Source organism: Rhodobacter sp. 4.3.4, assembly GCF_058724655.1.
The window spans coordinates 144,346-170,000 of record NZ_CM178967.1 but is presented as its reverse complement, the minus strand read 5'-3'; the positions used below and the strand labels follow the sequence as shown (position 1 = coordinate 170,000).

The following is a 25,655-nucleotide window of genomic DNA, read 5'->3' as shown; positions in this document are numbered from 1 at the left end:
GCGCAAAGGCCATGCCGTCGCCGTCCTTGAACTTCACCTCGGCATCGAGCGGCTGATGGCCCTTCATCGCACGGACCCAGCCCATCTTCGACAGGATCACGGTGATCGGCTCGCGCTCGATCATCGCCTCGATCGGCACTTCCTCGACCTCTCCGGCCTCGGCGAAATCGGTCCGCCGCGCGCCGATCTTCGTCGCCTTGCCCCAGGTCTTGCGCAGGTCTTCCAGCTCCGAGGAAATCTGCGCCCATTGCGCGACCTCCGACGCCAGAAGCGCCTCCAGCCCCGCGCGTTCCTTGAGCAGATCCTCGCGCTCGGCGCGCAGTTCCATTTCCTCAAGCCGCCGCAAAGAACGCAGCCGCATGTTCAGGATCGCCTCGGCCTGCACCTCGGTCAGATGCACCACCGCCCCCGCCTCGGCCGCCCAGTTCTCGGCCATCAGGGCGGCTTTCGGGTCGTCCTCGGTGCGGATGATCTCGATCACCCGATCGAGGTTCAAAAAGGCGATGATATAGCCTTCCAGCACCTCGAGCCGGTTCGCGATCTTCTCCAGCCGGTGGCGGGAGCGGCGACACAGCACCTCGCGACGGTGATCCAGAAACGCCCGCAGCACCTCTTTCAGCGAGCAGACCTTGGGCACCCGCCCGTCGATCAGCACGTTCATGTTCAGGCTGAAGCGCACCTCAAGTTCCGAGTTGCGAAACAGCATCCCCATCAGCTGCGCCGGTTCCACCGTCCGCGCCCGCGGCTCCAGCACGATCCGCACATCCTCGGCGCTTTCATCGCGCACATCGGCGAGCGCGGGCACCTTCTTCGTCTCGATCAGCTCGGCCAGCCGCTCGATCAGCTTGGCCTTCTGCACCTGATAGGGGATCTCGGTGACGACGATCTGCCATTGCCCCCGCCCCAGATCCTCCAGCGCCCAGCGCGCCCGCAGTCGGAACGCGCCGCGCCCGGTCCGGTAGGCCTCAAGGATATTCGCCTTCGGTTCGACGATCACCCCGCCAGTCGGGAAATCCGGCCCGGGAATCAGATCGATCAGCCGGGCATCGTCGATTGCCGGATCGGCGATCATGGCGAGACAGCCATCGACCAGCTCATCGAGGTTATGCGGCGGCACGTTCGTCGCCATGCCGACGGCAATGCCGCTGGCGCCATTCGCCAGCAGATTCGGAAAGGCCGCGGGCAGCACGACGGGTTCGGTCAGCGTGCCGTCATAGTTCGGGCGGAAATCGACCGAATCCTCGGCCAGACCCTCCAGCAAAGCCTCGGCCGGGGAAGCCAGACGCGCCTCGGTATAGCGGCTTGCCGCCGGGCCGTCGCCGTCGATGTTGCCGTAGTTGCCCTGCCCGTCCACCAGCGGATAGCGCATGGCGAAATCCTGCGCGAGCCGCGCCATCGCATCATAGATCGCCGCGTCGCCATGCGGGTGATAGTTCCCCATCACGTCGCCCGAAATCTTTGCCGACTTGCGGAACCCGCCGGTCGAGGTCAGCTTGAGTTCCCGCATCGCATAAAGGATGCGCCGGTGCACCGGCTTCAGCCCGTCGCGCGCATCGGGCAGCGCCCGGTGCATGATGGTCGAGAGCGCATAGGTCAGGTAACGCTCGCCGATCGCCCGCGAAAGCGGTTCGGCATGGGTTGCGGAAGTCGGGGTTTCGTCGTCGCTGCTCATGGTCGCGGTGTAATTCGGGACCGGCCCCCGGTCCAGCAGAAACACCGGCCAAAACCGTTGTCCCGCACCGGGGCTTCGCCTATCTGGAACGAAACACGGGGGAAGACGATGGCGAAGACGATCCTGATCACCGGCTGCTCTTCGGGCATCGGTTACGATGCGGCGCATGGGCTGCAGAAGGCGGGCTGGAAGGTGCTGGCCACCTGCCGGCGCGAGGAAGATTGCGCCCGGCTGCGCGCCGAGGGGCTGATCTCCTTTCCGCTCGATCTCTCCGACCCCGCCTCGATCGAGGCGAGCTTCAACGAGGCTCTGGCGCGGGCGAACGGGCGGCTTGACGCGCTTTATAACAACGCAGCCTATGGCTGCCCCGGCGCGGCCGAGGATCTGCCCCCGGGCGCGTTGCGCGAAATCTTCGAAACCAACCTGTTCGGGCTGCATGACCTGACCATTCGCGCGATCAAGGTGATGCGGGCTTACGGCGAGAATGGCGAGGGCCGGATCATCCAATGTTCCTCGGTGCTTGGCCTTGTCGGCATCCGCTGGCGCGGCGCCTATGTCGCCACCAAATTCGCGCTCGAAGGCCTTACCGAGGTGCTGCGCCGCGAGATGCGCGACACCGGCATCCATATCATCACGCTCAACCCCGGGCCGATCCCGACGAAGATCCGGGTGAACTCGATCCCGCATTTCGAGAAATGGATCGACTGGAAGGCCTCGGCCCGGCGCGAGCAGTATGAGACCTCGCTGCTCAAGCGCCTCTACACCCCCTCGGGCAAGCCCGACAGGTTCGAGCTGCCCTGTTCGGCGGTGACGGAGCAGATCCTGCGCGCCCTGACCGACCCGAAACCGAAATCGCATTACTATGTGACCAAGGCGACCTGGCTTGCCGCGATCGCGCGGCGGATTTTGCCGCTGCGGGCGCAGGACTGGATGTTTTCCAGGGCCTGAGCCGATTTCGCCCCTCTGTCTTCGCGACGTGACGTAGCGACACCATCCGGCGTCGTTTTTCATCTGTCTTTTGCTGCGGTCGCATTGTAACAAAATTTCCGATGCAAGAATCCGCCCCCCCGGGGGCGACTTCGAAACCTAGGGAGACACCGCCGATGAAGGTCCTCGTGCCTGTGAAGCGCGTGATCGACTACAACGTGAAAGTCCGTGTGAAGGCGGACGGCAGCGGGGTCGATCTTGCGAACGTGAAAATGTCGATGAACCCCTTCGACGAGATCGCCGTCGAAGAGGCGATCCGGCTGAAGGAAAAAGGTGCTGCGACCGAGATCGTCGTCGTGTCCGTGGGCGTGAAACAGGCGCAGGAAACCCTGCGCACGGCACTGGCGATGGGGGCGGACCGCGCCATCCTCGTCGTTGCCGCCGAGGACGTGCATACCGACATCGAGCCGCTCGCCGTGGCGAAGATCATCGCGAAAGTCGCCGCCGAGGAACAGCCGGGCCTGATCATCACCGGCAAGCAGGCGATCGACAATGACATGAACGCGACCGGCCAAATGGTCGCGGCACTTCTGGGCTGGGCGCAGGCGTCCTTTGCCTCGGCGGTCGAAATCGCGGGCGATGCCGCCAAGGTGACGCGCGAAGTCGATGGCGGTCTGCAGACGATTTCGGTCAAGCTTCCGGCGGTGATCACCGCCGATCTGCGCCTGAACGAGCCGCGCTATGCCTCGCTGCCCAACATCATGAAAGCGAAGAAGAAAGAGCTGGCCGAGAAGACCGCCGCCGATTACGGCGTCGATGTCTCGGCGCGCCTGACCGTGGTGAAGACCGCGGAACCGGCAGGCCGGGCCGCCGGGATCAAGGTCGGCTCGGTCGACGAGCTGATCGGCAAACTCAAGGACGCGGGGGTGATCTGATGGCTGTTCTTCTGCTTGCTGATGTCAATGGCGGTCAACTGGCCACCGATTCCGTTGCGAAAACGCTTTCGGCGGTGAAATCTCTGGGCGAGGTGCATGTGCTGGTGGCCGGGGCTGGCGCGGAAGCTGCCGCCGCCGAGGCCGCGAAGCTGGACGGCGTGTCGAAGGTGCTGCTGGCCGGTGCGACGGACTACAGCCACGGCATGGCCGAAGCCACCGCCGCGCTGATCGTCGGTCTGGCCCCGGGCTATGCCCATGTCGCCGCCGCCTCGACCGCCGCGGCGAAGAACGTGCTGCCGCGCGTCGCCGCCCTGCTTGACGTGATGATGATCACCGACATCACCGCGGTGATCGACGCCGACACCTTCGAGCGTCCGATCTATGCGGGCAACGCGATCCAGACGGTGAAATCGTCGGACAAGATCAAGGTCTTCACCGTCCGCACCGCGACCTTCGGCGCGGTTGCCGCCACCGGCGCGGCCGCGGTCGAGACGATCTCGGGCGAGACCGCCACGGGCCTGTCGTCCTGGATCGAAGACAAGGTTGCGGCCTCGGACCGCCCCGAGTTGACCTCGGCGAAGATCGTCGTCTCGGGCGGCCGCGGCGTCGGCAGCGAGGCTGACTTCGCGCTGATCGAGAAGCTGGCCGACAAGCTCGGCGCCGCCGTCGGCGCCTCGCGCGCGGCCGTTGACAGCGGCTTTGCGCCGAACGACTGGCAGGTGGGTCAGACCGGCAAGGTCGTCGCCCCCGAGCTTTACGTCGCCGTCGGCATCTCGGGCGCGATCCAGCACCTGGCCGGGATGAAGGATTCGAAAATCATCGTCGCGATCAACAAGGACGAAGAGGCGCCGATCTTCCAGGTCGCCGATTTCGGTCTGGTCGCCGATCTTTTCGCCGCCGTGCCGGAACTGGCCGAGAAGCTCTGATCCGGGCGACACGCAACAGAAAGCCCCGCCACCGGCGGGGCTTTTTCCTTGCCGTCACGGCAGGGTTACAGGAACTTCCGCACCGCCGGCGCCAGCGCCTCGGCGATTTCCTGATGCACGAGCGGCCCCGGCATCGTCTGCGCCGCGGGCTCTTCCATCGGGCCGAAATGCATCCCCACCGTGCCGGTGGAGCGCGAGGTCGTCGAAGGCTGCACCTTGACCAGCCCCTGCGCCAGCGGCGCGATCTCGTCGACCATCGCCTGGGTTACCAGAAGCGGCTCGGCGCCCAGCCGGTCGGAACTCAGCGGATCGCGGTAATCGCCCAGCCACAACAAAAGCTTCGGCCCCTGCACCCGTTCCAGAAGCCCGCGCATCCGCGCCACCCAGGCCACCCGCAACTCGGTCACCAGCGTGTCGAACCGGTCCGGCGCATGGGCCTGCAGCGTGCTCAGCATGTGGCGGGTGAAGTTGAATTCGGTGAAATCGACATCGTTGAACACCGCCCGCATCAGGTTCGAGGCGCGCAGGAACCGGTCGTTGCGGCGCGGATGCACCGCATAGAAGCGGTTCGACATGTTCGGCGCGCCCAGCAGCTGAATGATCGAGAGCCTGGTCGATTTCGTCGCCTCGGGCAGCTGCGGCTCGCTGTAAAAGACATCGATCCCGGCGTTCAGATAGCCGAAATTCACCACCGGGAATTCCAGCCGGTCTTCCAGCAGCACCGGCCAGGGCTCGGCGACGAACTTGCCATAAGTCTCGCTTCCCCCCATCGCCGCGACGAAGGGCCTGGTCAGATCGCGCCGGGGGCCCCGGAACAGAAGCTTCGACTTGCCATATCGGCATGGATAATAATCAAGGGCACCGCTGCCCGTGTATTCGAAAGCCATTCATCCCACCTTGTGTATTTCGACTCACCCACAGGAAGGATGAACCGGAAAGCCTTGCCAAAGAGCTAAAGAGAAAATTGACACAATCGGGTTATGTCGGCTTCCGGGGCATTCGCGCTTGCCGCGATGCAGCACCGGGCTTAGACTTGCACGAAGTCGAAAGAAGGACGAGAAATGACGATCTTGACCGTGGGTGTCGTGGGCGCCGGACAGATGGGCAACGGCATCGCCCATGTCTTTGCGCTTTCGGGCTATGACGTGCTGCTCAACGACGTGGCCCCCGAAAGCCTCGACCGGGCGCTCGGGGTGATCGGCAAGAACCTGGACCGTCAGGTGCATCGGGGCAAGATCTCGGCCGAGGAACGCGCGGCGGCGCTGGGGCGTATCCGCACGACGCTGACGATTGCCGATCTGGGCCAGACCGACCTGATCATCGAGGCGGCGACGGAACGCGAAAGCGTCAAGCAGGCGATCTTCGACAGCCTGCTGCCGCATTTGAAACCGGAAACGATTCTGGCCACCAACACCTCGTCGATCTCGATCACCCGGCTCGCTTCGCGCACGGACCGGCCGGAAAAATTCATCGGCGTGCATTTCATGAACCCGGTGCCGGTGATGCAGCTGGTGGAGCTGATCCGCGGCATCGCCACGGGCGAGGAAACCTACCGCACGCTTCTGGGCGTGATCGAGCGGCTGGGCAAGACCCCCGCCTCGGCCGAGGATTTCCCGGCCTTCATCGTCAACCGCATCCTGATCCCGATGATCAACGAGGCGGTCTACACGCTTTACGAAGGCGTGGGCAATGTGCAGTCGATCGACATGGCGATGAAGCTGGGCGCCAATCATCCGATGGGGCCGCTGGAACTGGCCGATTTCATCGGGCTGGATACCTGCCTCGCGATCATGAACGTGCTTTATGACGGGCTGGCCGACACGAAATACCGGCCCTGCCCGCTGCTGACGAAATATGTCGAGGCCGGATGGCTCGGGCGCAAGACCGGCCGCGGCTTTTACGACTATCGCGGCGAAACCCCGGTGCCGACGCGCTAGGCCCGCCCGGTTGGAAAGGGCGGGGTTTCGCGGTATCCTGCCCGCATGTCCTGCGCCGATCTTCCCTGTTTCCCGCTGCGTCCGGGCCGCGTCCACGAGGTCTGCGGCCCCTCCTCCGCCGTCTTTGCCGCCTGTGTCGGCGCCGGTCTGCAAGGCCCGGTGCTCTGGCTGCGCGAGGCCTGGCAGACCGAAACCCTCAACCCTTTGGGGCTTTTGCCCTTTCTTGATCCCGCCCGGGTGCTGCTTGGCCGTCCGCCAAGCCAGATCGACAGCCTTGCGCTCGCCGAGGAGGCGCTGAAAGACGGCGCCATCGCCCTTGTCGTGCTGGAAATCACCCGCCCGCTTGATCTGCGCGAGGGGCGGCGGCTGCAGCTGGCGGCGGGGGCTGGCGGCACGACGGGGCTGTGCCTGATCCCGGAAGGCATGGGCTCGAATGCCGCCGAAACGCGCTGGCGGGCGATGCCGATCTTCGATGCCGCGGGCACGGACTCGACTTCGATGCGATGGGAAATTATAAAGAACAAAATGGGAACATTGGGCGCATGGAATGTTTGCTGGAACGCGCAGGCGCATCGTCTCGATCTGGTTTCCCCGGCTGGCGACTGACCGGGCCCTGCGCGCCTGCCCGGTCGAGGGACCCTTCGCGCTGGTGCAACGGCTGGGCAGCGCCGAGACGATTTTTTGCCTGAACGCCGCGGCCGAGGCCGCCGGTCTCTCCCGCGGCATGCGGATGGCGGATGCCCGCAGCTTCTGCCCCGGGCTGGTCAGCCGCCCGGCCCGCCCCGATCTCGACGCCCGGTTTCTGGCCGGGCTGCGGCGGTGGGCGGAACGCTATTGTCCTTGGGTCGGGCTGGAGGGCGCCGACGGTCTGGTGCTCGATGTCACCGGCGCGGCGCATCTGTGGGGCGGCGAGGGGCCGATGTGCGCCGACATCCGGGCGCGGCTCGAACGAGCGGGGATCACGGCGCAGCTTGGCCGCGGCGACAGCCGCGGTGCCGCCTGGGCGCGGGCGCATTTCGGCGACCCGACGCCCGGGGCGCCCGAACAGGATCTGCTCGCCCTGCCCGTCGCGGCGCTGCGGCTCGATCCCGAGACGGTGACCGGGCTGCAACGGCTGGGGCTGCGCCGCATCGGCGATCTGGCCGCCAGCCCCCGCGCGCCGCTTTCCCGCCGCTTCGGCCCCGATCTGCTCACCCGGCTCGATCAGGCCCTTGGCCACAGCCCCGAGCCCGTCACCCCCGCGACCGAGCCGCCGCGCTTCGCCACCCGGATGACCCTGCCCGAGCCGATCGGGCTGGAAAGCGACGTGATGGCGGGGCTGACCCGGCTGCTGAAGCCGCTTTGCGCCAAGCTTGCCGCGCATCAGGCCGGGGCCCGGCAGCTTGTCCTGACCCTGCGCCGCGTCGATCAGGCCAGCCAGCAGGTCGAGCTGCGTCTGGCCGCGCCGATGCGCGACCCCGCCCGGATCCTGCCGCTTTTCGCCCGCGGTCTGGCCGGGGTCGATGCGGGGTTCGGCATCGATCAGCTGCGGCTTGAGGCTACCCGGGTCGAGCCGCTCGCCCCCGCGCAGCTGGGCACGACCCCGGCCGCCAGCCCCGACCGGCTGGCCGATCTGCTCACAAGGCTGGGCACCCGGATCGGGCTTGAGAACATCCACCGCTTCCTGCCCGCCGAAAGCCACATCCCCGAACGCGGCTTCCTCATTGCCCCCGCCGCCTTCAGCGCCGCGCAAGCGGGGTTTCACAGCCCCCGCCCGCGCCCGCTGCGGCTCTTTCCACCCGAGCCGATCACGGCGACCGGCCCCACCCCGCCCGCAAGGTTCCGCTGGCGGGCCATGCCGCTCAGCACCGCCCGCGCCACCGGGCCGGAACGGATCACCCCGGAATGGTGGCTCGACGACGAGAGCTGGCGGCATGGGCTGCGCGACTACTGGCGGGTGGAGACCGCCGAGGGCCGCCGGCTCTGGCTTTTCTTCACGCCACAAAACCCCGGCTGGTTCGTGCAGGGCGAATTCGCATGAGCGTTTTTCCGGGTCCAAAGACGCAAGATCCCGCCGCTTATGCAGAGCTTTGCGTGACCTCGAATTTCACCTTTCTGACCGGCGCCTCCCACCCCGAGGAGCTGGTGGCGCGGGCCGCCGAACTGGGGCTGGCGGCACTGGCGATCACCGACCGCAATTCGCTGGCCGGGGTGGTGCGGGCCTTCTCGGCGCTTAAGACCCTGCGGCAGGAGAGCGAGGCTTTGCGCATCCGTTCGGCCAGCCGAACCGATCCCTCCTCGCGCCAAAGCCTCGACCCCGCCGCGCCCCTGCCCCGGCCCGCGACGCCGGATCTGCCGCGGCTGATCATCGGCACGCGGCTTTGCCTGCGCGATTGCGCGACGGAATTCCTGGCCCTGCCCACCGACCGTCCGGCCTATGAGCGGCTCTCGCAGCTTCTGACCCTTGGCAAGCGCCGGGCGGACAAGGGCGACTGCGCCCTGACGCTTGACGATCTGGCCGCAGGCGGGGCCGGGATGATCCTGATCGCGCTGCCGCCGCCCGATCTGGCCCTCGCGCTGGCGCCCTTGCAACGGCTGCAGCGGCAGTTCCCCGGCCATGTGTTTCTCGGCGCCGCGCCGCGCTATGACGGCACCGATCAGGCCTGGTTTCGCGGCTGCGCCGATCTGGCCCTGCGGGCCTCGACGCCGATGGTGGCGGTGGGCGATGTGCTGATGCACCGCGCCGCCCGCCGCCCCTTGGCCGATGTGCTGACCTGCCTGCGCGAGGGGGTGACGATCGACACCATCGGCAGCCGGGCGCTCCCCAATGCCGAGCGCCGCCTGAAAGGCCCGGCCGAGATGGCACGGCTGTTCCGCCACCACCCCGCCGCGATCCGCCGCACGCTGGAGATTGCCGCGCGCTGCGCCTTTGACCTTGCGGAACTCAGCTACGATTACCCCGGCGAGGATGACACGGAACCGCCGCAGGCCCGGCTGGAACGGCTGGCGCAGGAGGGGTTGGCCCGGCGCTATCCGCAGGGCGCGTCCGAGCGGGTGCATCAGCTCTTGGCCAAGGAACTCGCGCTGGTCGGGGATCTGGGCTATGCGCCCTATTTCCTGACCGTGCAGGACATCGTGCAATTCGCCCGATCGCGCGGCATCCTGTGTCAGGGCCGCGGCTCGGCCGCCAATTCGATCCTGTGCTATCTGCTTGGGATCACGGATGTTTCCCCCGACATGATCGGGATGGTGTTCGAGCGGTTCATCTCGCGCCATCGCGGCGAGCCGCCCGATATCGACGTCGATTTCGAACATGAACGGCGCGAAGAGGTGATCCAGTGGATCTATGAGAAATACGGCCGCGACCGCGCCGGGCTTTGCGCCACGGTGATCCATTTCCGCACCCGCGCCGCGATCCGCGAGGTGGGCAAGGTGATGGGCCTGTCCGCCGATGTGACGGCGGCGCTTTCGGGGCAGATCTGGGGGATGTCGAACCGCGGCGCCGACCCCGCCCGGCTGCGCGAGATCGGCCTCAATCCCGAGGACCGACGGCTCTCGCTGACGATCCGGCTGATTTCCGAAATCATCGGCTTTCCGCGCCATCTTTCGCAACATGTCGGCGGTTTCGTCATCACCCGCGGGCGGCTCGATGCGCTTTGCCCGATCGAAAACGCCGCGATGGAGGGGCGGACCTGCATCGAATGGGACAAGGATGACATCGACGCGCTTGGCATCCTCAAGGTCGATGTGCTCAGCCTTGGCATGCTGACCTGCCTGCGCAAAAGCTTCGATCTGCTGGCCGCGCACAAGGGGTTGCGGCTGGATCTGGCCAAGGTGCCACAGGAAGACCCGGCCACCTATGCGATGCTGACGCGCGCCGATGCGGTGGGGGTGTTTCAGGTCGAAAGCCGGGCGCAGATGAATTTCCTGCCCCGCATGAAGCCCGCCACCTTCTACGATCTGGTGATCGAGGTGGCGATCGTCCGACCGGGGCCAATTCAGGGCGGCATGGTCAAACCCTATATCCGCCGCCGTCAGGGGCTGGAGGCGCCCGAACCCTTCGGCCCTGCCTTGGCCGCGGTGACGGCGAAAACCCTGGGCGTGCCGCTTTTTCAGGAACAGGCGATGCAGATTGCCGTCGTCGGCGCGGGATATAGCGCCGAAGAGGCCGATCAGCTGCGCCGCTCGCTCGCCTCGTTCCGGCGCATGGGCACGATCGGCGCGCATCGCGACCGTTTCGTTTCCGGCATGACCGAGCGCGGCTATCCGCTCGCCGTGGCCGAGGCCTGTTTCGCCCAGATCGAGGGCTTTGCCGATTACGGTTTCCCCGAAAGCCATGCCGCGGCTTTCGCGATGCTGACCTATGTCTCGTCCTGGCTGAAATGCCACCACCCCGAGGTCTTCGCCTGCGCGCTGCTGAATTCCCAGCCGATGGGGTTTTACGCCCCGGCGCAGATCGTGCGTGACCTGCGCGACCATGGGGTGGAGGTGCGGCCCATTTGCGTGAACCGCTCGGGCTGGGACAATGCGCTGGAGCGGCGGGCCGACGGGCGGCTGGCGCTGCGGCTGGGCTTTCGGCAGATCAAGGGCTTTCGCGCCGAGGATGCGGGCTGGATCGTCGCCGCGCGCGGCAATGGCTACCCGGATGTCGAAAGCCTGTGGCTGCGCGCGGGGCTTTTGCCCAGCCCGCTGGAACGGCTGGCCGAGGCGGATGCTTTCGCGGGTCTGGGCCTGACGCGGCGGGATGCGCTTTGGGCGGTGCGCGCGATCCGGGCGCCGAAGCCCTTGCCTTTGTTCGCCAATCCGCTGGATGGCGAGGGCGGGATCGAGCCCGCCGTGACCCTGCCGCCAATGCATCTGGGCGAGGAGGTGGTCGAGGATTACATCGCCCTGCGCCTGACCCTGCGCGCCCATCCGATGGAGCTTTTGCGCCCCGGCCTGCCCGGCCTGACCTGCCATGACCGGCTGGTGACGGCGCCACTGCAGCGCACCGCCGTTTGCGGTCTGGTGATCACCCGCCAGCGCCCCGGCACCGCGTCGGGGGTCATTTTCCTGACCCTGGAAGACGAAACCGGCGTCGCGAATATCGTCGTCTGGCCCAAGGTCTACGAGCGTTTTCGCCGGGCCGTGATGGGCGGGCGGCTTTTGCGCGTCACCGGGCGGCTCGAACGCGAGGGGATCGTGGTGCATCTGATCGCCGAGCGGATCGAGGATCTGTCGCCGCGGCTCTCCGAGCTGGGCCACCCGCTGGACGGCGCCATCGGCCAGACCCGTCCCGAGGCCGACGATGCCCCCCGCGCGCAGGCCCGGCCCGCCCGCCAGCCGCCCCGGGCGCAGCATCCGCGCGAACAGGCCAAGCGGCTCTTTCCCAGCCGGGATTTCCACTGACCCGCCGTGACCGGCCGGTCAGGCCCGCCGGAACGTCGCCTCGCGCAGGCGGACCTTGGAATAAAAGCCCAGCTCCGGGTCGGTGGCATCGCCCAGCTCCAGCCGCCCCTCGACCAGGATCGGCACGTTGAAAGGTTCGACCTCGACGATCCGTCTGGCATAGACGGCCAGGATGTCATCGGGCCAGGGCATGCCGGGTTCGCAGAACGGACAGACCGCCATCGGCCGGTTCGTCAGCACGAAGAAGACCGAATTCGCCTTCAGCGGCGGCGCCATGAAGCCCTGCACCGCCAAAAGCTGGCCCTGCCGCGCCAGCGCCAGATCGGAAAAGCTCAGATCCTTGTTGTAAAGATCGCGCAGCCGGATCGGGTCTTCGGCCCGCAGCGGCAAGGCCGGGGCAAGGATCAGCGCGGGGGCAAGGGCAAGAAACTGGCGGCGGTGCATCGGCAATCCCCGGAGACGGAAACGGAAACAGGCCCCGGACCCCCGGGGCCTGCAAGCCTGATCAACGGATCACTCGGGCTTCACGGCGTGGTTCATCACGTGGAAGATCACGTTCTGCTCGATCACGCCGCCGAACAGATGCGCCCAGGGGCCACGGGCATAGACCGCCACATCCTCGCCGGAATGGGTTTCGGACGCCATCGGCACCAAAGCCTGCTGGATGTAATCCTTGTCGGTCGCCTGCGCCTCGGTCACCTCGGGCCGCGCGCCCGAGAAGCTGCCGTCAGCCTGTTTCACCAGCACCGAGCCGACACCATTCAGATAGCCCGCCACCGTATAGGGCTTGCCGTCATCGGCCAGATTGGGCTTGCCGGTATGGGTCACGCCCTGCTCGTTTTCCTCCATGCACAGGCCCAGGATGTTCGAGCCGCGGCCGCAATAGCCATTGAAGCTGATCGCATGTTCATGGTCGGCAGTGACGATGATCAGCGTCTCTTCCGGGTTCGTCATCTTCATCGCCACGGCGATCGCATCGGCGAAAGCCTTGCCGTCGGTGACCGTGCGGTAAAGGTTGCCGTCATGGTTGGCATGATCGACCCGGCCGCCCTCGATGTTCAGATAAAAGCCGTTCTCGTTCGTCGACAGAGCCTTGATCGCGGCTTCGGTCATTTCCGCCAGCGAGGGCTCGCCGGTGCGGTCGGTCTCGTATTTCATGTGGCTCGATTCAAAGAGACCGAGCACCGGGGCCTTGCCGCTCAGGTCCAGCGCGGTGAAGTCGTCCTCGCCGAACACCACCTCGGCGCCCAGCGCCTTGGCCTCGGCGACCAGATCGCGGCCATCGGGGCGCTTGCCGTCCTTGCCCTCGACATCCTTCACGTCCTTGGGCAGGAAATGCGCCCGGCCGCCGCCCATCGCCACGTCGATCACCCCGGCCTTGATCTGGTCGATCAGCTGGGCGGCGATGTCCTTTTGCGTGCAGCCCTCGGGCATCTTCGAGGGATCTTCCCAGTCGCGGTTCACGGTGCGGGCATAGACCGCCGCGGGCGTGGCATGGGTGATCCGCGCGGTGGACAGAACGCCGACCGATTTGCCCATCTCCGACACGATCTCGGCAAAGGTCTTCGTGCCCGCCGTCGCCCCCGCGGCGCAATCGCCGACATTGACCGTATCGAGCACGTTGATCATGCCGTTCTTCGTCTTGATGCCCGAATTCATCGCCGCCGCCGTCGGCGCCGAATCCGGGGTCTGGCCGTTCGAAGAATAGGTCTTCACCAGCGCCACATGCGGAAAGGTCTCCTGCGGCTGCACGTAATCGTCGCCCAGCCCCCCGGCCTGCTGGCCCGAGAACAGCCGGATCGCATAGTTCGTGCCCACGCCATTGCCGTCGGCGGTGAACAGGATCACGTTCTTCGCGGGCTTGGTGATCGGCGCCACGGCCATGCGTTCGGCGATCGTGGCCTGCCCGGCCTTGAACCAGTCGCTTTGCGCCTGCGGCAGATCCCCGGCCAGAGCGGCGACCGAGCTGGCAAGGCAAAGCGCGGTGGAAAGAAGAAGACGAGTCATCGGATGTCCCTGCTTTGGTGGCTGTTTCGGCCCGGACCCTAGGTCCGCCGCGCAACACATTTGCGACAGCCGCCGCCGCGCCGGGATTTTCTGCGCGGCAAGTCGCTGAAATAGTTATGATATATCATTGCGACACAGAAATCCGGCGGCCCGGCCCGCGGGTCACATGAAACTGTTACATTGCCGCCGTCTTAAGGCTGAAATCGCATTCGAAGCGGAGGCGGATATGCCAACAGACCCTTTGCCCCGTCCTGCCTGCCCCCCCGACGGGGCGGTGACACAGCGCGGGCTCGCTCTGCAGGTCGAGGGGCTGCGGCTGTGCGGCGAGGCCGGGCGGCAATTGCTGCAGATCCCGCGGCTGCAGATCGCGGCGGGATCGGCGGTGGTGCTGCGCGGCCCCTCGGGGGCGGGGAAATCGACGCTGCTGCATGTTTTGGCCGGGCTGATCCGGCCCGGGACCGGGCGGGTCCTCTGGGGCGGCACCGATCTTGCGGCGCTGCGCGACGGCCCGCGGGCGGCGTTCCGGCGGGCGCGGATCGGTCTGGTGTTTCAGGAGCCGCTGTTGTTCGAGGAGCTGTCGGCGCCCGACAATGCGGCGCTGACCGCGCTTTATGCACCCGCCGCGGCGCGGGGCGAGATTGCGGCCCGGGCGGAAGCGGCCCTGACGCGGCTGGGTCTGGGCACGGCCGGGCGGCGGGCCTCGGCCAGCTATTCGGGCGGCGAGCGGCAGCGCATCGCCGTGGCCCGGGCGCTGGCCGGCGATCCGGCGGTGCTGCTGGCCGATGAGCCGACGGCCAGCCTTGATCGCGCCAATGCCGACCGGCTCTCGGCCGATCTGATCGCGCTTTCGCGCGAGGCCGGGCGGACGCTGATCGTCGCCAGCCATGATCCGGCGCTGATGGCGCTGGCCGACCGGGTGATCGATCTGCGCGACGGAGAGATTGCGAGGGAACAGCATGGCTGATCTGTGGCAGAGCCTGCCGAACGGGGTGCAGGACAGTCTGGTGGCTCTGGCGCTGCTCGTCCCGGCGGCGCTGATCGGCGTCGCGGTGCTGCACGGCTATCGGCTGGGGCCGCTGTTGCGCGGGCTGATCTTGCGGCAGATCTGGACCAGCGCGATTTTCGCCGCGCTGATCGCGGTGTCGGTGGCGCTGGGGGTCGGGCTGATCGCGCAGGAACGCGGGCTGCGACAGGGCACGGCGCAGGCGGCGGCGAAATTCGATCTGGTGATTGCCGCCCCGGGCAGCGACTTCACCGCGATGCTGGCGGCGGTCTATCTGCAACCCTCGGACATGGCGCTGATCGACGGGCCGACCTTTGCCGCCATCGCCGATCACCCCGAGGTGGCGCTGGCCGCGCCGATCGGCTTTGGCGACAGCTGGAACGGCCTGCCCACGGTCGGCACGACGCCACAATTCGTCGCGCATCTGGCTGGGGATCTGGCCGAGGGCGCGATCTTCAACACCGCGACCGAAGCGGTGGTGGGCGCCCGGGTGCCGCTGCCGCTGGGCGCGGAATTCACCCCGGAACATGGCCTTGGCCATGACGCCGAGGCAGAGGCGCATGAGGGCTACCACTATCGCGTCGTCGGGCGGATGGCCCTGACCGGCACGCCCTGGGACCGTGCGCTGCTGGTCCCGGTCGAATCGGTCTGGTCGCTGCATGGCATGGGCTCGGGCCATGCGCCGGAATGGGATGGCACGCTTGGCCAGAAGTTCGACCCGCAGGCCTTTCCGGGCACGCCCGCGGCGCTGGTGCGGGCGAAAAGCCTGGCCGCCACCTATGCGCTGCAGGCCGAATTCAACACCGAGCGCACGATGGCCTTTTTCCCGGGCACGATCCTTGCCCGGTTGCATGCGCTGATGGGCGATATCCGGCAGGGGATATCGGTTCTGGCGCTGCTGACGCAGGCGCTGGTGACGGCGGGGGTGCTGGCCGGGCTGATGCTGCTGGCGCGGCTTCTGGCGCGCAGGCTGGCGCTGCTGCGCGGTCTGGGGGCGCCGCCGCGGTTCCTCCTGGCGCTGATCTGGTCTTATGCGATGACGCTGATCGGGCTGGGCACGGCGCTGGGGCTGGGGCTGGGCCTCGCGGCGACGGCGGCGATCTCTGCCGCGATCACCGCGCGCACCGACATTCTCGTCCGCTCCAGCCTTGGCTGGCCGGAACTGCATCTGGCGGCCGCTTTCCTCAGCGTCGCGGCGCTGATGGCGCTGATCCCGGCCGTGTTCACCCTGACCCGCCCGGTCCTTGCCGATCTGCGCGGCTGATCCCGGCCACGGCACCCAGCGCCGGGAAACATTTTCGTGATCGCACCGGCCCTCGCAACGAGGACGGGGCGTCCCCATTTCGGGGCCGATCCGCTGCGGGCAATGCCCCGGAGCGGGCCGACCAGATCGACACAGGAGACGAGAATGGACACGAACGACCGTCAGGCCATCGCGGGCCTTTTCGAAAAGCTCACGCAGGTCGAACGGCAGATGCCCGTCCGCGATCCCGAGGCGGAGCGTTTCATCGGCGAGGCGATCTCCCGCCAGCCCGGTGCGCCCTATTACATGGCGCAGACCGTGGTGGTGCAGGAACATGCGCTGAACGCGGCCGAGGCGCGGATCGCCGCGCTGGAAGCCGATCTGGCCGAGGCCCGGAAGGCGCCGCAGGGCGGCGGGTTCTTCTCGGGGCTGTTTGGCGGCGGGGCGCCGCGGCGGCCGGCGCCGATGGGCCAGCCGATGCCGCAGGGCGCGCCGGGCGGGTTCCTGGCAGGGGCGGCGCAGACGGCGATGGGGGTGGCCGGCGGCATGCTGCTGGCCAATGCCGTCGCCGGGATGTTCGCGGGCGAAGCACAGGCGGGCGAGCCCGAAGCGGAGCCCGAAATGGAAGATCCGGGCTTCGACGACAGCGGCGAATGGTAAGCCGAAACGCCAAGGAAACAGCGCCGACGGATCTCCGTCGGCGTTTTGCTGTCGGGAGGGACCGGTCTCAGGTCCTGAACGCGCGCAACAGCGACAGCGCCGCATCCCAAAGATCGAAGACCCGCACAAGGTAATGTTCGCGCGTCGCAAAGGGGCGGTCCTGCGCGCCGGAGAGCTCGGCCTCGACGGTGTCGATCAGGCGCAGCAGGCGGCGGCGATGCAGGCCCAGCCGCGCCTGCACCGGATCGGCCAGACAGCCCGCAAAGGCGGTGACGACACCGCTGACCGAAATCAGCCCGGCCAGCGTCAAGCCGGTCAACCACGGCCCGGGCGCGGTCGGAAACAGCCCGTACCAAAGCCCGCCCAGGGTCTCGCCCAGCGGAAACCCGGCCACGGCTGCTTCGCGCGACACCGCCCCGGCCAGACCGGGCGCCATCGAGAACATCCCCGGCGTCAGCGCCTGAAACAGCACCGCACCCAGCGCAATCGTCACCAGCGCGGTGGTCAGTTCCGCCACCGCGGCCCTTGTGCCGGTGTAGTCGGTCAAAACCGCCATCACCCGCTGCGCCGCCGCCTTGCCGCCGTCGGGATGCTGCGCCAGCGGCCCGCGCAGCTCTGGCGCGGCGAAAAGCGCGGCGGTCAGCGCGGCCCGGCTTGGGCTGCGGTCGGTCTCGGGCAGCGGCGCCTCGAAAAGATCGCGCAAAAGCGCCGCCTCGATCTGCGCCGAAACCCGGGTGCGAAAAAGCACCGGCCGGGCAGAGAGCCAGGCCGAGACCCCGGGCAGCCTCAGTGCCGCCGCCAGCCGGGCGCCGCCGCGACAGGCCAGCAGCACCGGCGCCAGGGCGACATTCGCGGGCGCGCGCAGCAGATCAAGGCCGAGCGCCGCCCTGTGCAGCCGCAGCGTGCCCGCGCCGGTCAGATGCCGGGTCACGAACGTCTCGACCCGGGCGCGGCAGCGCGGCAGGTGCAGGGGCGACAGGGCGGGGGCAAGGGTCATCTGACAGATCCGGGAAAGCGATCCGACACAGGTAAGCATCCCGGCCCCGATGTGAAAGGCGCCCGGGCGCAAAGGCCCGGGGCCTTTCACGAATGATGGTTTTCAAAACCCGGTCTTCGCCGTAAAGAACCTCCGAGGCCGCAAGGCCGCCGGGATCCGGCCGCCACAGCGTGCCGCGATCAGCCCCCTGCCCTTTCAACCGGATCGTCTTACCCGTGACCCCTGCTGCCCGGCTGCAAGCCATCCTTGATCTGATGTCCGAGATCGACACCGTTCCGCGTCCCGCCGATGCGATCGTCTCGGCCTGGTTCCGCGCCCGTCGCCAGATCGGCGATGCCGACCGCGGCGAGATCATCGCCCAGCTGCAGGAGCTGCTGCGCCATCAGGCGCGGCTGGGCTGGTGGCTCGATCGGCACGGGCGCAAGGACACGCATCGCAACCGGCTGCTGGCCTTTCTGGCGCTGGTCGAGCGGCGCAAGCCGGATCAGCTGAAACGGCTGTTCAGCGGCGCGAAATATGCGCCCGCGATCCTGACCGAGGCGGAAGCGACGCTGGTGGTGAAGCTGCAGGGCAGCCCGGTCGATCACCCCGCGATGCCAGACGATGTGCGGCTGGAATGCCCCGACTGGGCCGCCGCGGCCCTGCGGCGCCGCTTTGGCGCCGATTTCGAAACCGAGATGGCGGCGATGCTGACGCCGCCGCCGCTTGATCTGCGGGTGAACACGCTGAAAACCACGCGCGCGCATTCCCTGCGGGCGCTGCGTGACATCGGGCTTCCGGCCGAGGTCTCGGCGGTGGCGCCCTTTGGCATCCGGGTCGGCGCGCGGCTGTCGCTGGCGCATCTGCCCGGTCTGAAGACCGGCGAGATCGAGATTCAGGACGAGGGCTCGCAGCTGGTGGCGCTGCTCGTCGATGCCAGGCCCGGGGATCGGGTGGTGGATTTCTGCGCAGGCGCGGGCGGCAAGACGCTGGCGATCGCGGCGCAGATGCAAAACAAGGGCCGGATCATCGCCTGCGACGTGAACGAGGGGCGGCTGAAACGCTGCGCCGAACGCGCGCGGCGGGCCGGGCTGCAGAATGCCGAAACGCGGCTGCTGAGCAGCGAGACCGACCGCTGGGTGAAACGGCACAAGGCCGGTTTCGACCGGGTTCTGGTCGATGCGCCCTGCTCTGGCACCGGCACCTGGCGGCGCAATCCCGATGCGCGCTGGCGCTCGCCGCAGGAGCAGGGGCTGGACAATCTTGCGGCGCTGCAGGGGCGGATTCTGGCCAGCGCGGCGCGGCTGGTGAAGCCGGGCGGGCGGCTGGTCTATGCCACCTGCTCGCTGCTCTCCGAGGAAAACGAGGATCGGGTGGCGGCCTTTCTGGCCGCGCATCCCGAATTTTCGGTGGTGCCGCTGGCCGAGGTGGCGCCGCAGCTGACCGGCTCGGCCCATCCCGACTATCTGTCGCTGACGCCCGCGCGGCACGACACCGACGGCTTCTTTGCCGCCGTGCTGCAACGCGCCGCCGTGGCAGAGGCCCCGTCCGAAGACGAGGCCTGAACCCGGGTCATTTCTTCGGGAATTTCGGAAACGGCACGCCCTTGGTGGTGAAGGTCTTCGCCCCCGGCCCCGGCCGCGAGGAGCTGCGCTTCGGCGCGGCCTTTCCGGCAACCGTCTTGCCCGCAACGGTTTTGCCGGTTCCGGGCGGCTGATGCCCCGGCACAAGATGGTTCGCCCCGGTACCGATCAGATCGGCCCGGCCCATCTCTTTCAGCGCCTCGCGCAGCAGCGGCCAGTTGTCGGGGTCATGATAGCGCAGGAAGGCCTTATGCAGCCGCCGCTGCCGTGCCCCGCGCACCGTCCCCACTGGCTCCGACGCGCCGCGCCGCACGCCTTTCAGCGGGTTGACCCCGGTGTGATACATCGTCGTCGAGATCGCCATCGGCGAGGGCAGGAAGGTCTGCACCTGATCGGCGCGATAGCGGTTCTTTTTCAGCCACAGCGCCAGGTTCAGCATGTCTTCATCGGTGGTGCCGGGATGGGCGGCGATGAAATATGGGATCAGGAAATATTTCTTGCCCGCCTGTTTCGCCGCGGCGTCGAACATCTCCTTGAACCGGTCATAGGTGCCGATGCCGGGCTTCATCATCAGTTCGAGCGGCCCGCGTTCGGTATGTTCGGGCGCGATCTTGAGGTAACCGCCGACGTGATGGGTCACCAGCTCCTTGATATAGTCGGGGCTTTTCACCGCCAGATCATAGCGCACACCCGAGGCCACCATGACCTTCTTGACCCCCTTCACCTCGCGCACCTTGCGATAAAGCCGGATCAGATCGTCGTGCGAGGTGTCAAGGTTCGGGCAGATGTCGGGAAAGACGCAGGACGGCAGACGGCAGGCGGCCTGAACCTTCGGGTCCTTGCAGGCCATCCGGTACATGTTCGCGGTCGGCCCGCCGATGTCGGAAATCACGCCCGCAAAACCCGGGGTCTTGTCGCGGATCGCCTCGATTTCGCGCAGGATCGAGGCTTCCGAGCGGCTCTGGATCACCCGGCCTTCATGTTCGGTGATCGAACAGAAGGTGCAGCCGCCAAAGCAGCCGCGCATCACCGTGACCGAGGTCTTGATCATGTCCCAGGCCGGGATCTTCGCCGCGCCATAGGAAGGATGCGGCGCCCGGGCATAGGGCAGGTCATAGACCGCATCCATTTCCGCCGAAGACAGCGGGACCGGCGGCGGGTTCAGCCACAGATCGCGGTCGCCGTGGCGCTGCACCAGCGGCCGGGCATTGCCCGGATTGGCCTCGCGGTGCAGCACGCGCGAGGCGCGGGCATAGGCCTCGCGGTCGGTTTCGACCTGTTCAAAGGAGGGCAGCCGGATCACCGTATTGCCCGCGGTGCGGCTGGCGCCCTCGTCGGCGCTCTCCAGATCATCGGCGGGCAGTTCGGTGAAGCCCTCGGGCACCGGGCGGAACAGCGCGACACCGCGGATATCGGCCAGATCGCGGGGGCTTTCGCCCGCCGCCAGCCGTTGCGCCACCTCGATCACGGCGCGTTCGGCATTGCCGTAAAGCAGCAGATCCGCCTTGGCATCGGCCAGGATCGAGCGGCGGACCTTGTCGGACCAGTAATCGTAATGCGCGATCCGGCGCAGCGAGGCCTCGATCCCGCCCAGGATCACCGGCACATCCTTGAACGCCTCGCGGCAGCGCTGGGTGTAGACGATGGTGGAGCGGTCGGGGCGCTTGCCGCCCTCGCCGCCCGCGGTATAGGCGTCATCGCTGCGCAGGCGCCGGTCCGAGGTGTAGCGGTTCACCATCGAATCCATGTTGCCGCCGGTGACGCCAAAGAAAAGCCGCGGCTTGCCCAGCGCCTTGAACGGCTCGGCCGAGTGCCAGTCGGGCTGCGACAGGATGCCGACGCGGAAGCCCTGTGATTCCAGCAACCGGCCGATGATCGCCATGCCGAAGCTGGGATGGTCGACATAGGCGTCGCCGGTGACAAGGACGATGTCGCAGGCCTCCCAGCCAAGCGCCGACATTTCGGCGCGGCTCATCGGCAGGAAAGGGGCGGCGGATCTGCCGGAAAGCCGCGGGCACGGCTGCGAAGTCTGGGATTTTCGGGAGGTGGTCATCGTCGGGAATATAGGGCGCCGGGGCCGAAACTTCAACGCGGCTTGGCCAGGCGGACCCGCAAGCATGGCGATGCCGGGGGGGCTGCGAAGACGGCTTGCGTTTTTGCCCGGATGCCCGCAAAAAGCCGCTGTGACCCCGTGGCTCAACTGGATAGAGCAGCCCCCTCCTAAGGGGCAGGTTGGTGGTTCGAATCCACTCGGGGTCGCCAAAAACACCTGAAAAATATGGCGCTTTCTCAGGTGGTTGCAAAACCAAATGCAGAAACATGCACCGAGAAGCGACCGGAAACGGGCGGCAAAGCCCGGATTTCTGTACAAAACCTGTACAAGTTGAAGCCGGTTTGCCCGGCTTCGAGGTGCCGCGATGAGTTGGCGAGTGGCGAATGAATGTGCCGAACGCCGCTTCGGTTCTGCGGCCCGAAAGCAGATCATCATGTTCCTTGCCGACAAGGCGAGCGACGATGGCTCGGGCATCTGGTGTTCCAAGGGCACGATCCAGCGACATACCGAGTTGGGCGAGAGCACAGTCAAACGCACGATCGGGGAATTCCTGAAAGAGGGTATTCTGGTCGAGACAGGGCGGCGCCCCTGCAAGAACGGATTCACGGTGATCTACAGGATCGTTCTGGCCCGGGTGATGGCGCTCGACTCGACGGCGGAGCCCGATGATGGGACGGGGGTCACTGCGGACCCCGTCCAGCCTGAACCCGGTACGGGGTCCAGTGTGGACGGAGTAGGGGGGCCACGGTGGACCCCAAACCCCTCTCAAACCATCCAGAAACCACCACCGCGCGAGCGCGCGAAGGCGGTGGTGGATGAAAGGTTTGAAAATATCTGGGCGGCCTATCCGAAAGATCGTCGACGCGGAAAGGATGCGTGTCTGGCCCGGATCGCCGAGGTGGTCAGCGAAGGTGCGGACCCAGACGACTTGCTGAAAGCTGTTCAGGCCTACGCCACCGAGAGTGCAGGTTACACGCGCTCCAAGGTCTGTTTCTCGGACAATTGGTTCAGATCGAACAGGTGGCAGATCTACCTCGAGTCCCTCGAGGCTGAGCGGGAAGCGGCAGAGGCATCGAAGGCCGATCTCCATGCTCGCCTGGCCGTCTGGATCCGCGAGCTTAGCCCAATGTGCAAGCACATCACGCCCAATCAGGTCGCGGCTCTCGTTGCGGCAAACCTCGTATCGACGGCGCAACTCCAAGCGGCGGGGCTGGCAAGATGACCGACCTTGAAACCACGCTGAGTGCACCCGGCAAGTCATCAGAGAAAAGCGAAACGCGTTGGGCGTTGAGCCATGTGCAGAGCGCATCGATTTCCTTCGCGGATTTCGAGCCGACCAAGAAGAACCACCGTCATGCGGGATGAGCTGGGAGCAAGGCGACCCGTGTCATACGCTGGCGCTTCTGACCCGGAGCCTTGCGAGGGGAGGCGGGCCTCCCCTTCGAACCCCACCGACGCGGACGTGGCCCGCGAAAGGTCTGCGCTGACGGAAACCTTCGTGTTCCGTTGCACGGCGGCCGAGAAGGCCGAACTGCGCGCCAAGGCCGAAGCCGCGGGCGTCACGGCCACCGTGCTCCTGCGCGAGGCGCTCGGCCATGTCGAGGCGCGCCGCCGCAAGCCCGTTCCGCGCGTCGATCCGGCGCTGGTGCTGGCGCTTGGCCGGACCGGCTCCAACCTCAACCAGATCGCCCGCTGGCTGAATCGCGCCGCCGCATCGGGCCATGTCGCGCAGATCGACGCGCTCGAAGTCGCCCGCCGCCTGCTCTCGATCGAGCGGCAATTGGCGCAAATCCTCGATCTGGGCCGCGCATGCTGATCAAGGTCTTCCCGAACGGCAAGGGCGGTGGGGCAGCGCCGGTGCGCTATCTGGTGGCGCCCGAGGTGCTGGCCTACAACGCCAACCGCGACCTGATCCGCGATGCCGAGGGGAGGCCTTGCCGCCTCACCCGCGACCCGCTGCCCGAGGTGTTGCGCGGCGATCCGGAGCGCACCGAGGCGCTGATCGACGCCAGCCGTCACGCCTGGACCTACCGCGCCGGCGTGATCAGTTTCGCCGCCGAGGACGCGCCGAGCGGGGCACAGCAAGCCGAGGTGATGGATCGGTTCGAGGCCCTCGCCTTCGCCGGGCTGGAGCCCGGGCAGAGCGACATTCTCTGGGTGCGTCACAGCCACGAGGGGCGCGTCGAGCTGCATTTCTGCACCCCGCGCTTCGAGTTGACCTCGGGCAACAGCCTCAACATCGCGCCGCCCGGCTATCAGACCGCCTTCGACAGCTTGCGCGACCTGATGAACAAGGCGCATGATTGGGCCGATCCGATGGACCCGGCGCGGGCGACGCAGGTTCAGCCCGTGGTCGAAACCGCCGCACGCGCCCGTAATCGCGACGACCTGCGGAAATGGCTTCTGGCCGCGATCGAGATCGGTCAGGTCACAGACCGGGCAAGCATGCTGGCGGCGCTGACCGGCACGGGGTTCGCCGTTCCGCGCGCGGGCAAGGACTATCTGGTTCACCCTGAACAATCGCGAATCCCTTGATTTCGCGCTCAGAACAGGCGGTTTTCCTCGCCATCCCCTGCAGGGTTTCGTATGATTCCGCTCGAAACCCTGCAATTTCGGTTCGCCGCATGAAGCATCGCTCCCGCCCGCCGGAACAAGACGACCTGCTGCGCCCGCGTCTGATCGACATGATCGACCCGCGCCACGAGCTGGTGAAACTCGCCGCGCTGATCGACTGGGAGGTGTTCGAGGAGCAATGGTCCGGGTTCTTCCCCTCGGGCACCGGCCGCCCCGCCACGCCACCCCGGATGGTCGCCGGGCTGCTCTATCTGCAGCACGCGTTTCGGCTGTCGGACGAGGCCGTGGTCGCGCGTTGGGTCGAGAACCCTTACTACCAACACTTCACCGGCGAGACCTTCTTTCAGCATCGCCCGCCGATCGATCCCTCGTCGCTGACCCGTTGGCGGCAGCGGATTGGCGAAGAAGGTGTCGAATGGATGCTGACGCAGACGATCCTGGCCGGGCAGAAGGCCGGGGCGCTCGAGCCGGGCAGCTTGAAGCGAGTGGCTGTCGATACCACCGTGATGGAGAAGACCATCGCCCACCCGACCGACGCCCGGCTTTACGAGCGGGCGCGGGCGCAGCTGGTGGCTCTGGCCGCCGAGGCCGGGGTGTCGCTGCGCCAGAGCTATGCCCGCCTTGCCCCGCGGCTGGCGGTGCGGGTGGGGCGTTATGCCCATGCCAAGCAGTTCAAGCGCATGCGCAAGGCATTGAGAACGTTGAAGGGTTATACTGGCCGGGTGCTTCGGGACCTGCGCCGGCAGCTTGATGACATCCCCGAAGGGGAGTTGCGCGAACGCATCCTGGACCGGCTTGTTCTGGTCTCGAAACTGCTGAGCCAGGAGCCGAAGGGGCGCGACAAGATCTATGCCCTGCATGAGCCCGAGGTCGATTGCATCTCCAAGGGCAAGGCGCGGGTGCGGTATGAATTTGGCTGCAAGGTCAGCATCGCCACGACGCTCGACGAGGGTATTGTCGTCGGCATGCGCAGTTTCGCGGGCAATCCCTACGACGGCCACACGCTGGGGGCTGCGCTCGAACAGGTGGAAATCCTGACCGAGCGCCTGCCCGAACTGGTGGTCGTCGACCGCGGCTATCGCGGCCACGGCGTCGACAAGACCCAGGTTCTGATCAGCGGCACCCGACGCGGATTGACCCCGGCTCTGGCCGCTGATCTGAGGCGACGCGCGGCGATCGAGCCCGAAATCGGCCACATGAAGACCGATGGTCGACTTGCCCGAAGCCCGCTGAAAGGCACGATCGGTGATGCGCTCTTCGCGGTGCTGTGCGGTTGTGGGCACAATATCCGCAAGATCCTGGCTTGGCTGCGGACGGTTTTGGCGCACCTGATCGCGCTGGTCATCGCGGCGATGAGGGGCGACGAGGGCCGCGATCAGATCACCTTGGTCGCGTGATCGGGTTGTTCAGGGCGAACTATCTGACGGTTCAGGATCCCGACAGCGGCGAGCGGTGGCGGCTGAAGGGCGAGGTCTTCCGCAGCGACTGGGTGGCCGAGAAAGGGGCGCAGCAAAGCCGCGACGAGAATCCGCCGCCGCGCCGCCTGGATGCGGTGTTGCTCGACGCCTTGCAGGAGCGGTTCGACGCGCATTGCGCGAAGCGGGCGGTTTACAATCGCGGGCGTTACCCCTGTCCGGCGGCTGATCACGATCTTTCCGCCGAGGCCACTACGGCGCCGCAACCCGAGGCGCGGCCGGATCGCGCCGCTTGGACCGAGGAGCGCGACCGGGTCGAGAGGGGGTCTGACGTCGGGGCAGCGATATGCGATCAGACTTCGGCGATGCGTGACGGG

At 67.1% G+C, this 25,655-nt stretch carries 23 protein-coding genes and 1 tRNA gene (1 of these 24 running past the window's edge); 17 read left to right on the top strand and 7 right to left on the bottom strand.

Translation table 11 applies throughout. The annotated features are described in order from the left end of the window. Nucleotides 1–1,672, bottom strand: partial view of a DNA topoisomerase IV subunit A gene (parC, locus tag AC4PTB_RS00805; protein ID WP_492191243.1) — the 5' portion only. Its footprint begins 587 nt before the window's first position; only the first 1,672 of its 2,259 coding nucleotides appear in the window; it begins with the start codon at nt 1,670–1,672; the stop codon falls past the left edge of the window. A 108-nt stretch (nt 1,673–1,780) separates the two neighbouring features. On the opposite strand from parC, the gene AC4PTB_RS00800 reads away from it, so the two are divergent. From AC4PTB_RS00800 to AC4PTB_RS00790, 3 genes are all read left to right on the top strand, one after another. After that, the gene (locus AC4PTB_RS00800; RefSeq protein WP_492191242.1) at nt 1,781–2,620 is read left to right on the top strand and encodes an SDR family NAD(P)-dependent oxidoreductase; all 840 of its coding nucleotides are present in this window, start codon (nt 1,781–1,783) and stop codon (nt 2,618–2,620) included. Nucleotides 2,621–2,775: 155 nt separating this feature from the next. Then, the gene (locus tag AC4PTB_RS00795; protein WP_492191241.1) at nt 2,776–3,534 is read left to right on the top strand and encodes an electron transfer flavoprotein subunit beta/FixA family protein; all 759 of its coding nucleotides are present in this window, start codon (nt 2,776–2,778) and stop codon (nt 3,532–3,534) included. Next, complete coding sequence (locus tag AC4PTB_RS00790; RefSeq protein ID WP_492191240.1) at nt 3,534–4,460, top strand: electron transfer flavoprotein subunit alpha/FixB family protein; 927 nt, start codon at nt 3,534–3,536, stop codon at nt 4,458–4,460. The genes AC4PTB_RS00795 and AC4PTB_RS00790 overlap by 1 nt, the downstream gene beginning before the upstream one ends. Nucleotides 4,461–4,525: 65 nt before the next feature. On the opposite strand, the gene AC4PTB_RS00785 is transcribed toward AC4PTB_RS00790, so the two are convergent. Beyond that, nucleotides 4,526–5,347 carry a DUF6473 family protein gene (locus AC4PTB_RS00785; protein WP_492191239.1) on the bottom strand — a complete coding sequence of 274 codons (822 nt, stop codon included), beginning with the start codon at nt 5,345–5,347 and terminating at the stop codon, nt 4,526–4,528. A gap of 174 nt (nt 5,348–5,521) precedes the next feature. On the opposite strand from AC4PTB_RS00785, the gene AC4PTB_RS00780 reads away from it, so the two are divergent. Genes AC4PTB_RS00780 through AC4PTB_RS00765 form a run of 4 tightly spaced genes read left to right on the top strand, consistent with a single transcriptional unit; the run spans nt 5,522 to nt 11,764 of the window. Beyond that, entirely contained in the window at nt 5,522–6,397 is an 876-nt protein-coding gene (locus tag AC4PTB_RS00780) for a 3-hydroxybutyryl-CoA dehydrogenase (protein WP_492191238.1), read from the top strand. Nucleotides 6,398–6,442: 45 nt separating this feature from the next. Further along, the gene (locus tag AC4PTB_RS00775) at nt 6,443–7,003 is read left to right on the top strand and encodes an ImuA family protein (RefSeq protein ID WP_492191237.1); all 561 of its coding nucleotides are present in this window, start codon (nt 6,443–6,445) and stop codon (nt 7,001–7,003) included. Next, nucleotides 6,945–8,417: a Y-family DNA polymerase gene (locus tag AC4PTB_RS00770; RefSeq protein WP_492191236.1), complete on the top strand. Its 1,473-nt coding sequence runs from the start codon at nt 6,945–6,947 to the stop codon at nt 8,415–8,417. Before AC4PTB_RS00775 ends, AC4PTB_RS00770 begins: the two co-directional genes overlap by 59 nt. Then, nucleotides 8,414–11,764 (top strand): error-prone DNA polymerase, encoded by a 3,351-nt coding sequence (locus AC4PTB_RS00765; protein ID WP_492191235.1) that lies wholly within the window; start codon nt 8,414–8,416, stop codon nt 11,762–11,764. The genes AC4PTB_RS00770 and AC4PTB_RS00765 overlap by 4 nt, the downstream gene beginning before the upstream one ends. 18 nt (nt 11,765–11,782) lie before the next feature. On the opposite strand, the gene AC4PTB_RS00760 is transcribed toward AC4PTB_RS00765, so the two are convergent. Both AC4PTB_RS00760 and AC4PTB_RS00755 read right to left on the bottom strand, forming a co-directional pair. Next, nucleotides 11,783–12,208 (bottom strand): hypothetical protein, encoded by a 426-nt coding sequence (locus AC4PTB_RS00760; RefSeq protein WP_492191234.1) that lies wholly within the window; start codon nt 12,206–12,208, stop codon nt 11,783–11,785. 69 nt (nt 12,209–12,277) lie between these two features. Continuing rightward, nucleotides 12,278–13,771 carry an alkaline phosphatase gene (locus AC4PTB_RS00755; RefSeq protein WP_492191233.1) on the bottom strand — a complete coding sequence of 498 codons (1,494 nt, stop codon included), beginning with the start codon at nt 13,769–13,771 and terminating at the stop codon, nt 12,278–12,280. A 274-nt stretch (nt 13,772–14,045) separates the two neighbouring features. Here AC4PTB_RS00755 and AC4PTB_RS00750 point away from each other — a divergent pair, with 274 nt between their 5' ends. The 3 genes from AC4PTB_RS00750 to AC4PTB_RS00740 all read left to right on the top strand — a co-directional run bounded on the left by AC4PTB_RS00750 (nt 14,046) and on the right by AC4PTB_RS00740 (nt 16,677). Next, nucleotides 14,046–14,735 (top strand): ABC transporter ATP-binding protein, encoded by a 690-nt coding sequence (locus AC4PTB_RS00750; protein WP_492191232.1) that lies wholly within the window; start codon nt 14,046–14,048, stop codon nt 14,733–14,735. Beyond that, the gene (locus tag AC4PTB_RS00745; protein ID WP_492191231.1) at nt 14,728–16,038 is read left to right on the top strand and encodes an ABC transporter permease; all 1,311 of its coding nucleotides are present in this window, start codon (nt 14,728–14,730) and stop codon (nt 16,036–16,038) included. Before AC4PTB_RS00750 ends, AC4PTB_RS00745 begins: the two co-directional genes overlap by 8 nt. 144 nt (nt 16,039–16,182) lie before the next feature. Further along, a complete protein-coding gene (locus AC4PTB_RS00740; RefSeq protein WP_492191230.1) occupies nt 16,183–16,677 on the top strand; it encodes a DUF2076 domain-containing protein in 495 nt (164 codons plus the stop codon). Nucleotides 16,678–16,744: 67 nt separating this feature from the next. Here AC4PTB_RS00740 and AC4PTB_RS00735 read toward each other — a convergent pair whose 3' ends face one another. After that, on the bottom strand, nt 16,745–17,674 hold the full coding sequence (locus tag AC4PTB_RS00735; RefSeq protein WP_492191229.1) for a DUF6635 family protein: 930 nt from the start codon (nt 17,672–17,674) through the stop codon (nt 16,745–16,747). 215 nt (nt 17,675–17,889) lie between these two features. On the opposite strand from AC4PTB_RS00735, the gene AC4PTB_RS00730 reads away from it, so the two are divergent. Continuing rightward, nucleotides 17,890–19,218 carry an RsmB/NOP family class I SAM-dependent RNA methyltransferase gene (locus AC4PTB_RS00730; protein ID WP_492191228.1) on the top strand — a complete coding sequence of 443 codons (1,329 nt, stop codon included), beginning with the start codon at nt 17,890–17,892 and terminating at the stop codon, nt 19,216–19,218. A gap of 7 nt (nt 19,219–19,225) precedes the next feature. Here AC4PTB_RS00730 and AC4PTB_RS00725 read toward each other — a convergent pair whose 3' ends face one another. Continuing rightward, complete coding sequence (locus AC4PTB_RS00725; RefSeq protein WP_492191227.1) at nt 19,226–21,211, bottom strand: YgiQ family radical SAM protein; 1,986 nt, start codon at nt 21,209–21,211, stop codon at nt 19,226–19,228. A gap of 210 nt (nt 21,212–21,421) precedes the next feature. Between AC4PTB_RS00725 and AC4PTB_RS00720 the strand changes: the two genes are divergently transcribed. The 6 genes from AC4PTB_RS00720 (at nt 21,422) to AC4PTB_RS00695 (ending at nt 25,260) form a co-directional block, all read left to right on the top strand. Continuing rightward, nucleotides 21,422–21,498: transfer RNA gene (locus AC4PTB_RS00720), tRNA-Arg, on the top strand. Between the two features lie 224 nt (nt 21,499–21,722). Further along, complete coding sequence (locus AC4PTB_RS00715) at nt 21,723–22,511, top strand: hypothetical protein (RefSeq protein ID WP_492191226.1); 789 nt, start codon at nt 21,723–21,725, stop codon at nt 22,509–22,511. Next, nucleotides 22,508–22,654 carry a hypothetical protein gene (locus tag AC4PTB_RS00710; RefSeq protein WP_492191225.1) on the top strand — a complete coding sequence of 49 codons (147 nt, stop codon included), beginning with the start codon at nt 22,508–22,510 and terminating at the stop codon, nt 22,652–22,654. Before AC4PTB_RS00715 ends, AC4PTB_RS00710 begins: the two co-directional genes overlap by 4 nt. A gap of 133 nt (nt 22,655–22,787) precedes the next feature. Next, a complete protein-coding gene (locus AC4PTB_RS00705; protein ID WP_492191224.1) occupies nt 22,788–23,105 on the top strand; it encodes a plasmid mobilization protein in 318 nt (105 codons plus the stop codon). Further along, nucleotides 23,099–23,824, top strand: coding sequence for a relaxase family protein (locus AC4PTB_RS00700; RefSeq protein ID WP_492191223.1), 726 nt, complete (start codon nt 23,099–23,101; stop codon nt 23,822–23,824). The genes AC4PTB_RS00705 and AC4PTB_RS00700 overlap by 7 nt, the downstream gene beginning before the upstream one ends. A gap of 89 nt (nt 23,825–23,913) precedes the next feature. Beyond that, nucleotides 23,914–25,260, top strand: a complete 1,347-nt coding sequence (locus AC4PTB_RS00695; RefSeq protein ID WP_492190662.1) for an IS5 family transposase — start codon at nt 23,914–23,916, stop codon at nt 25,258–25,260. Here the strand turns inward: AC4PTB_RS00695 and AC4PTB_RS00690 are convergent. Continuing rightward, on the bottom strand, nt 25,239–25,454 hold the full coding sequence (locus AC4PTB_RS00690) for a hypothetical protein (RefSeq protein ID WP_492191222.1): 216 nt from the start codon (nt 25,452–25,454) through the stop codon (nt 25,239–25,241). The two genes, AC4PTB_RS00695 and AC4PTB_RS00690, sit on opposite strands and share 22 nt — an antisense overlap. Nucleotides 25,455–25,655 lie beyond the last annotated feature (201 nt).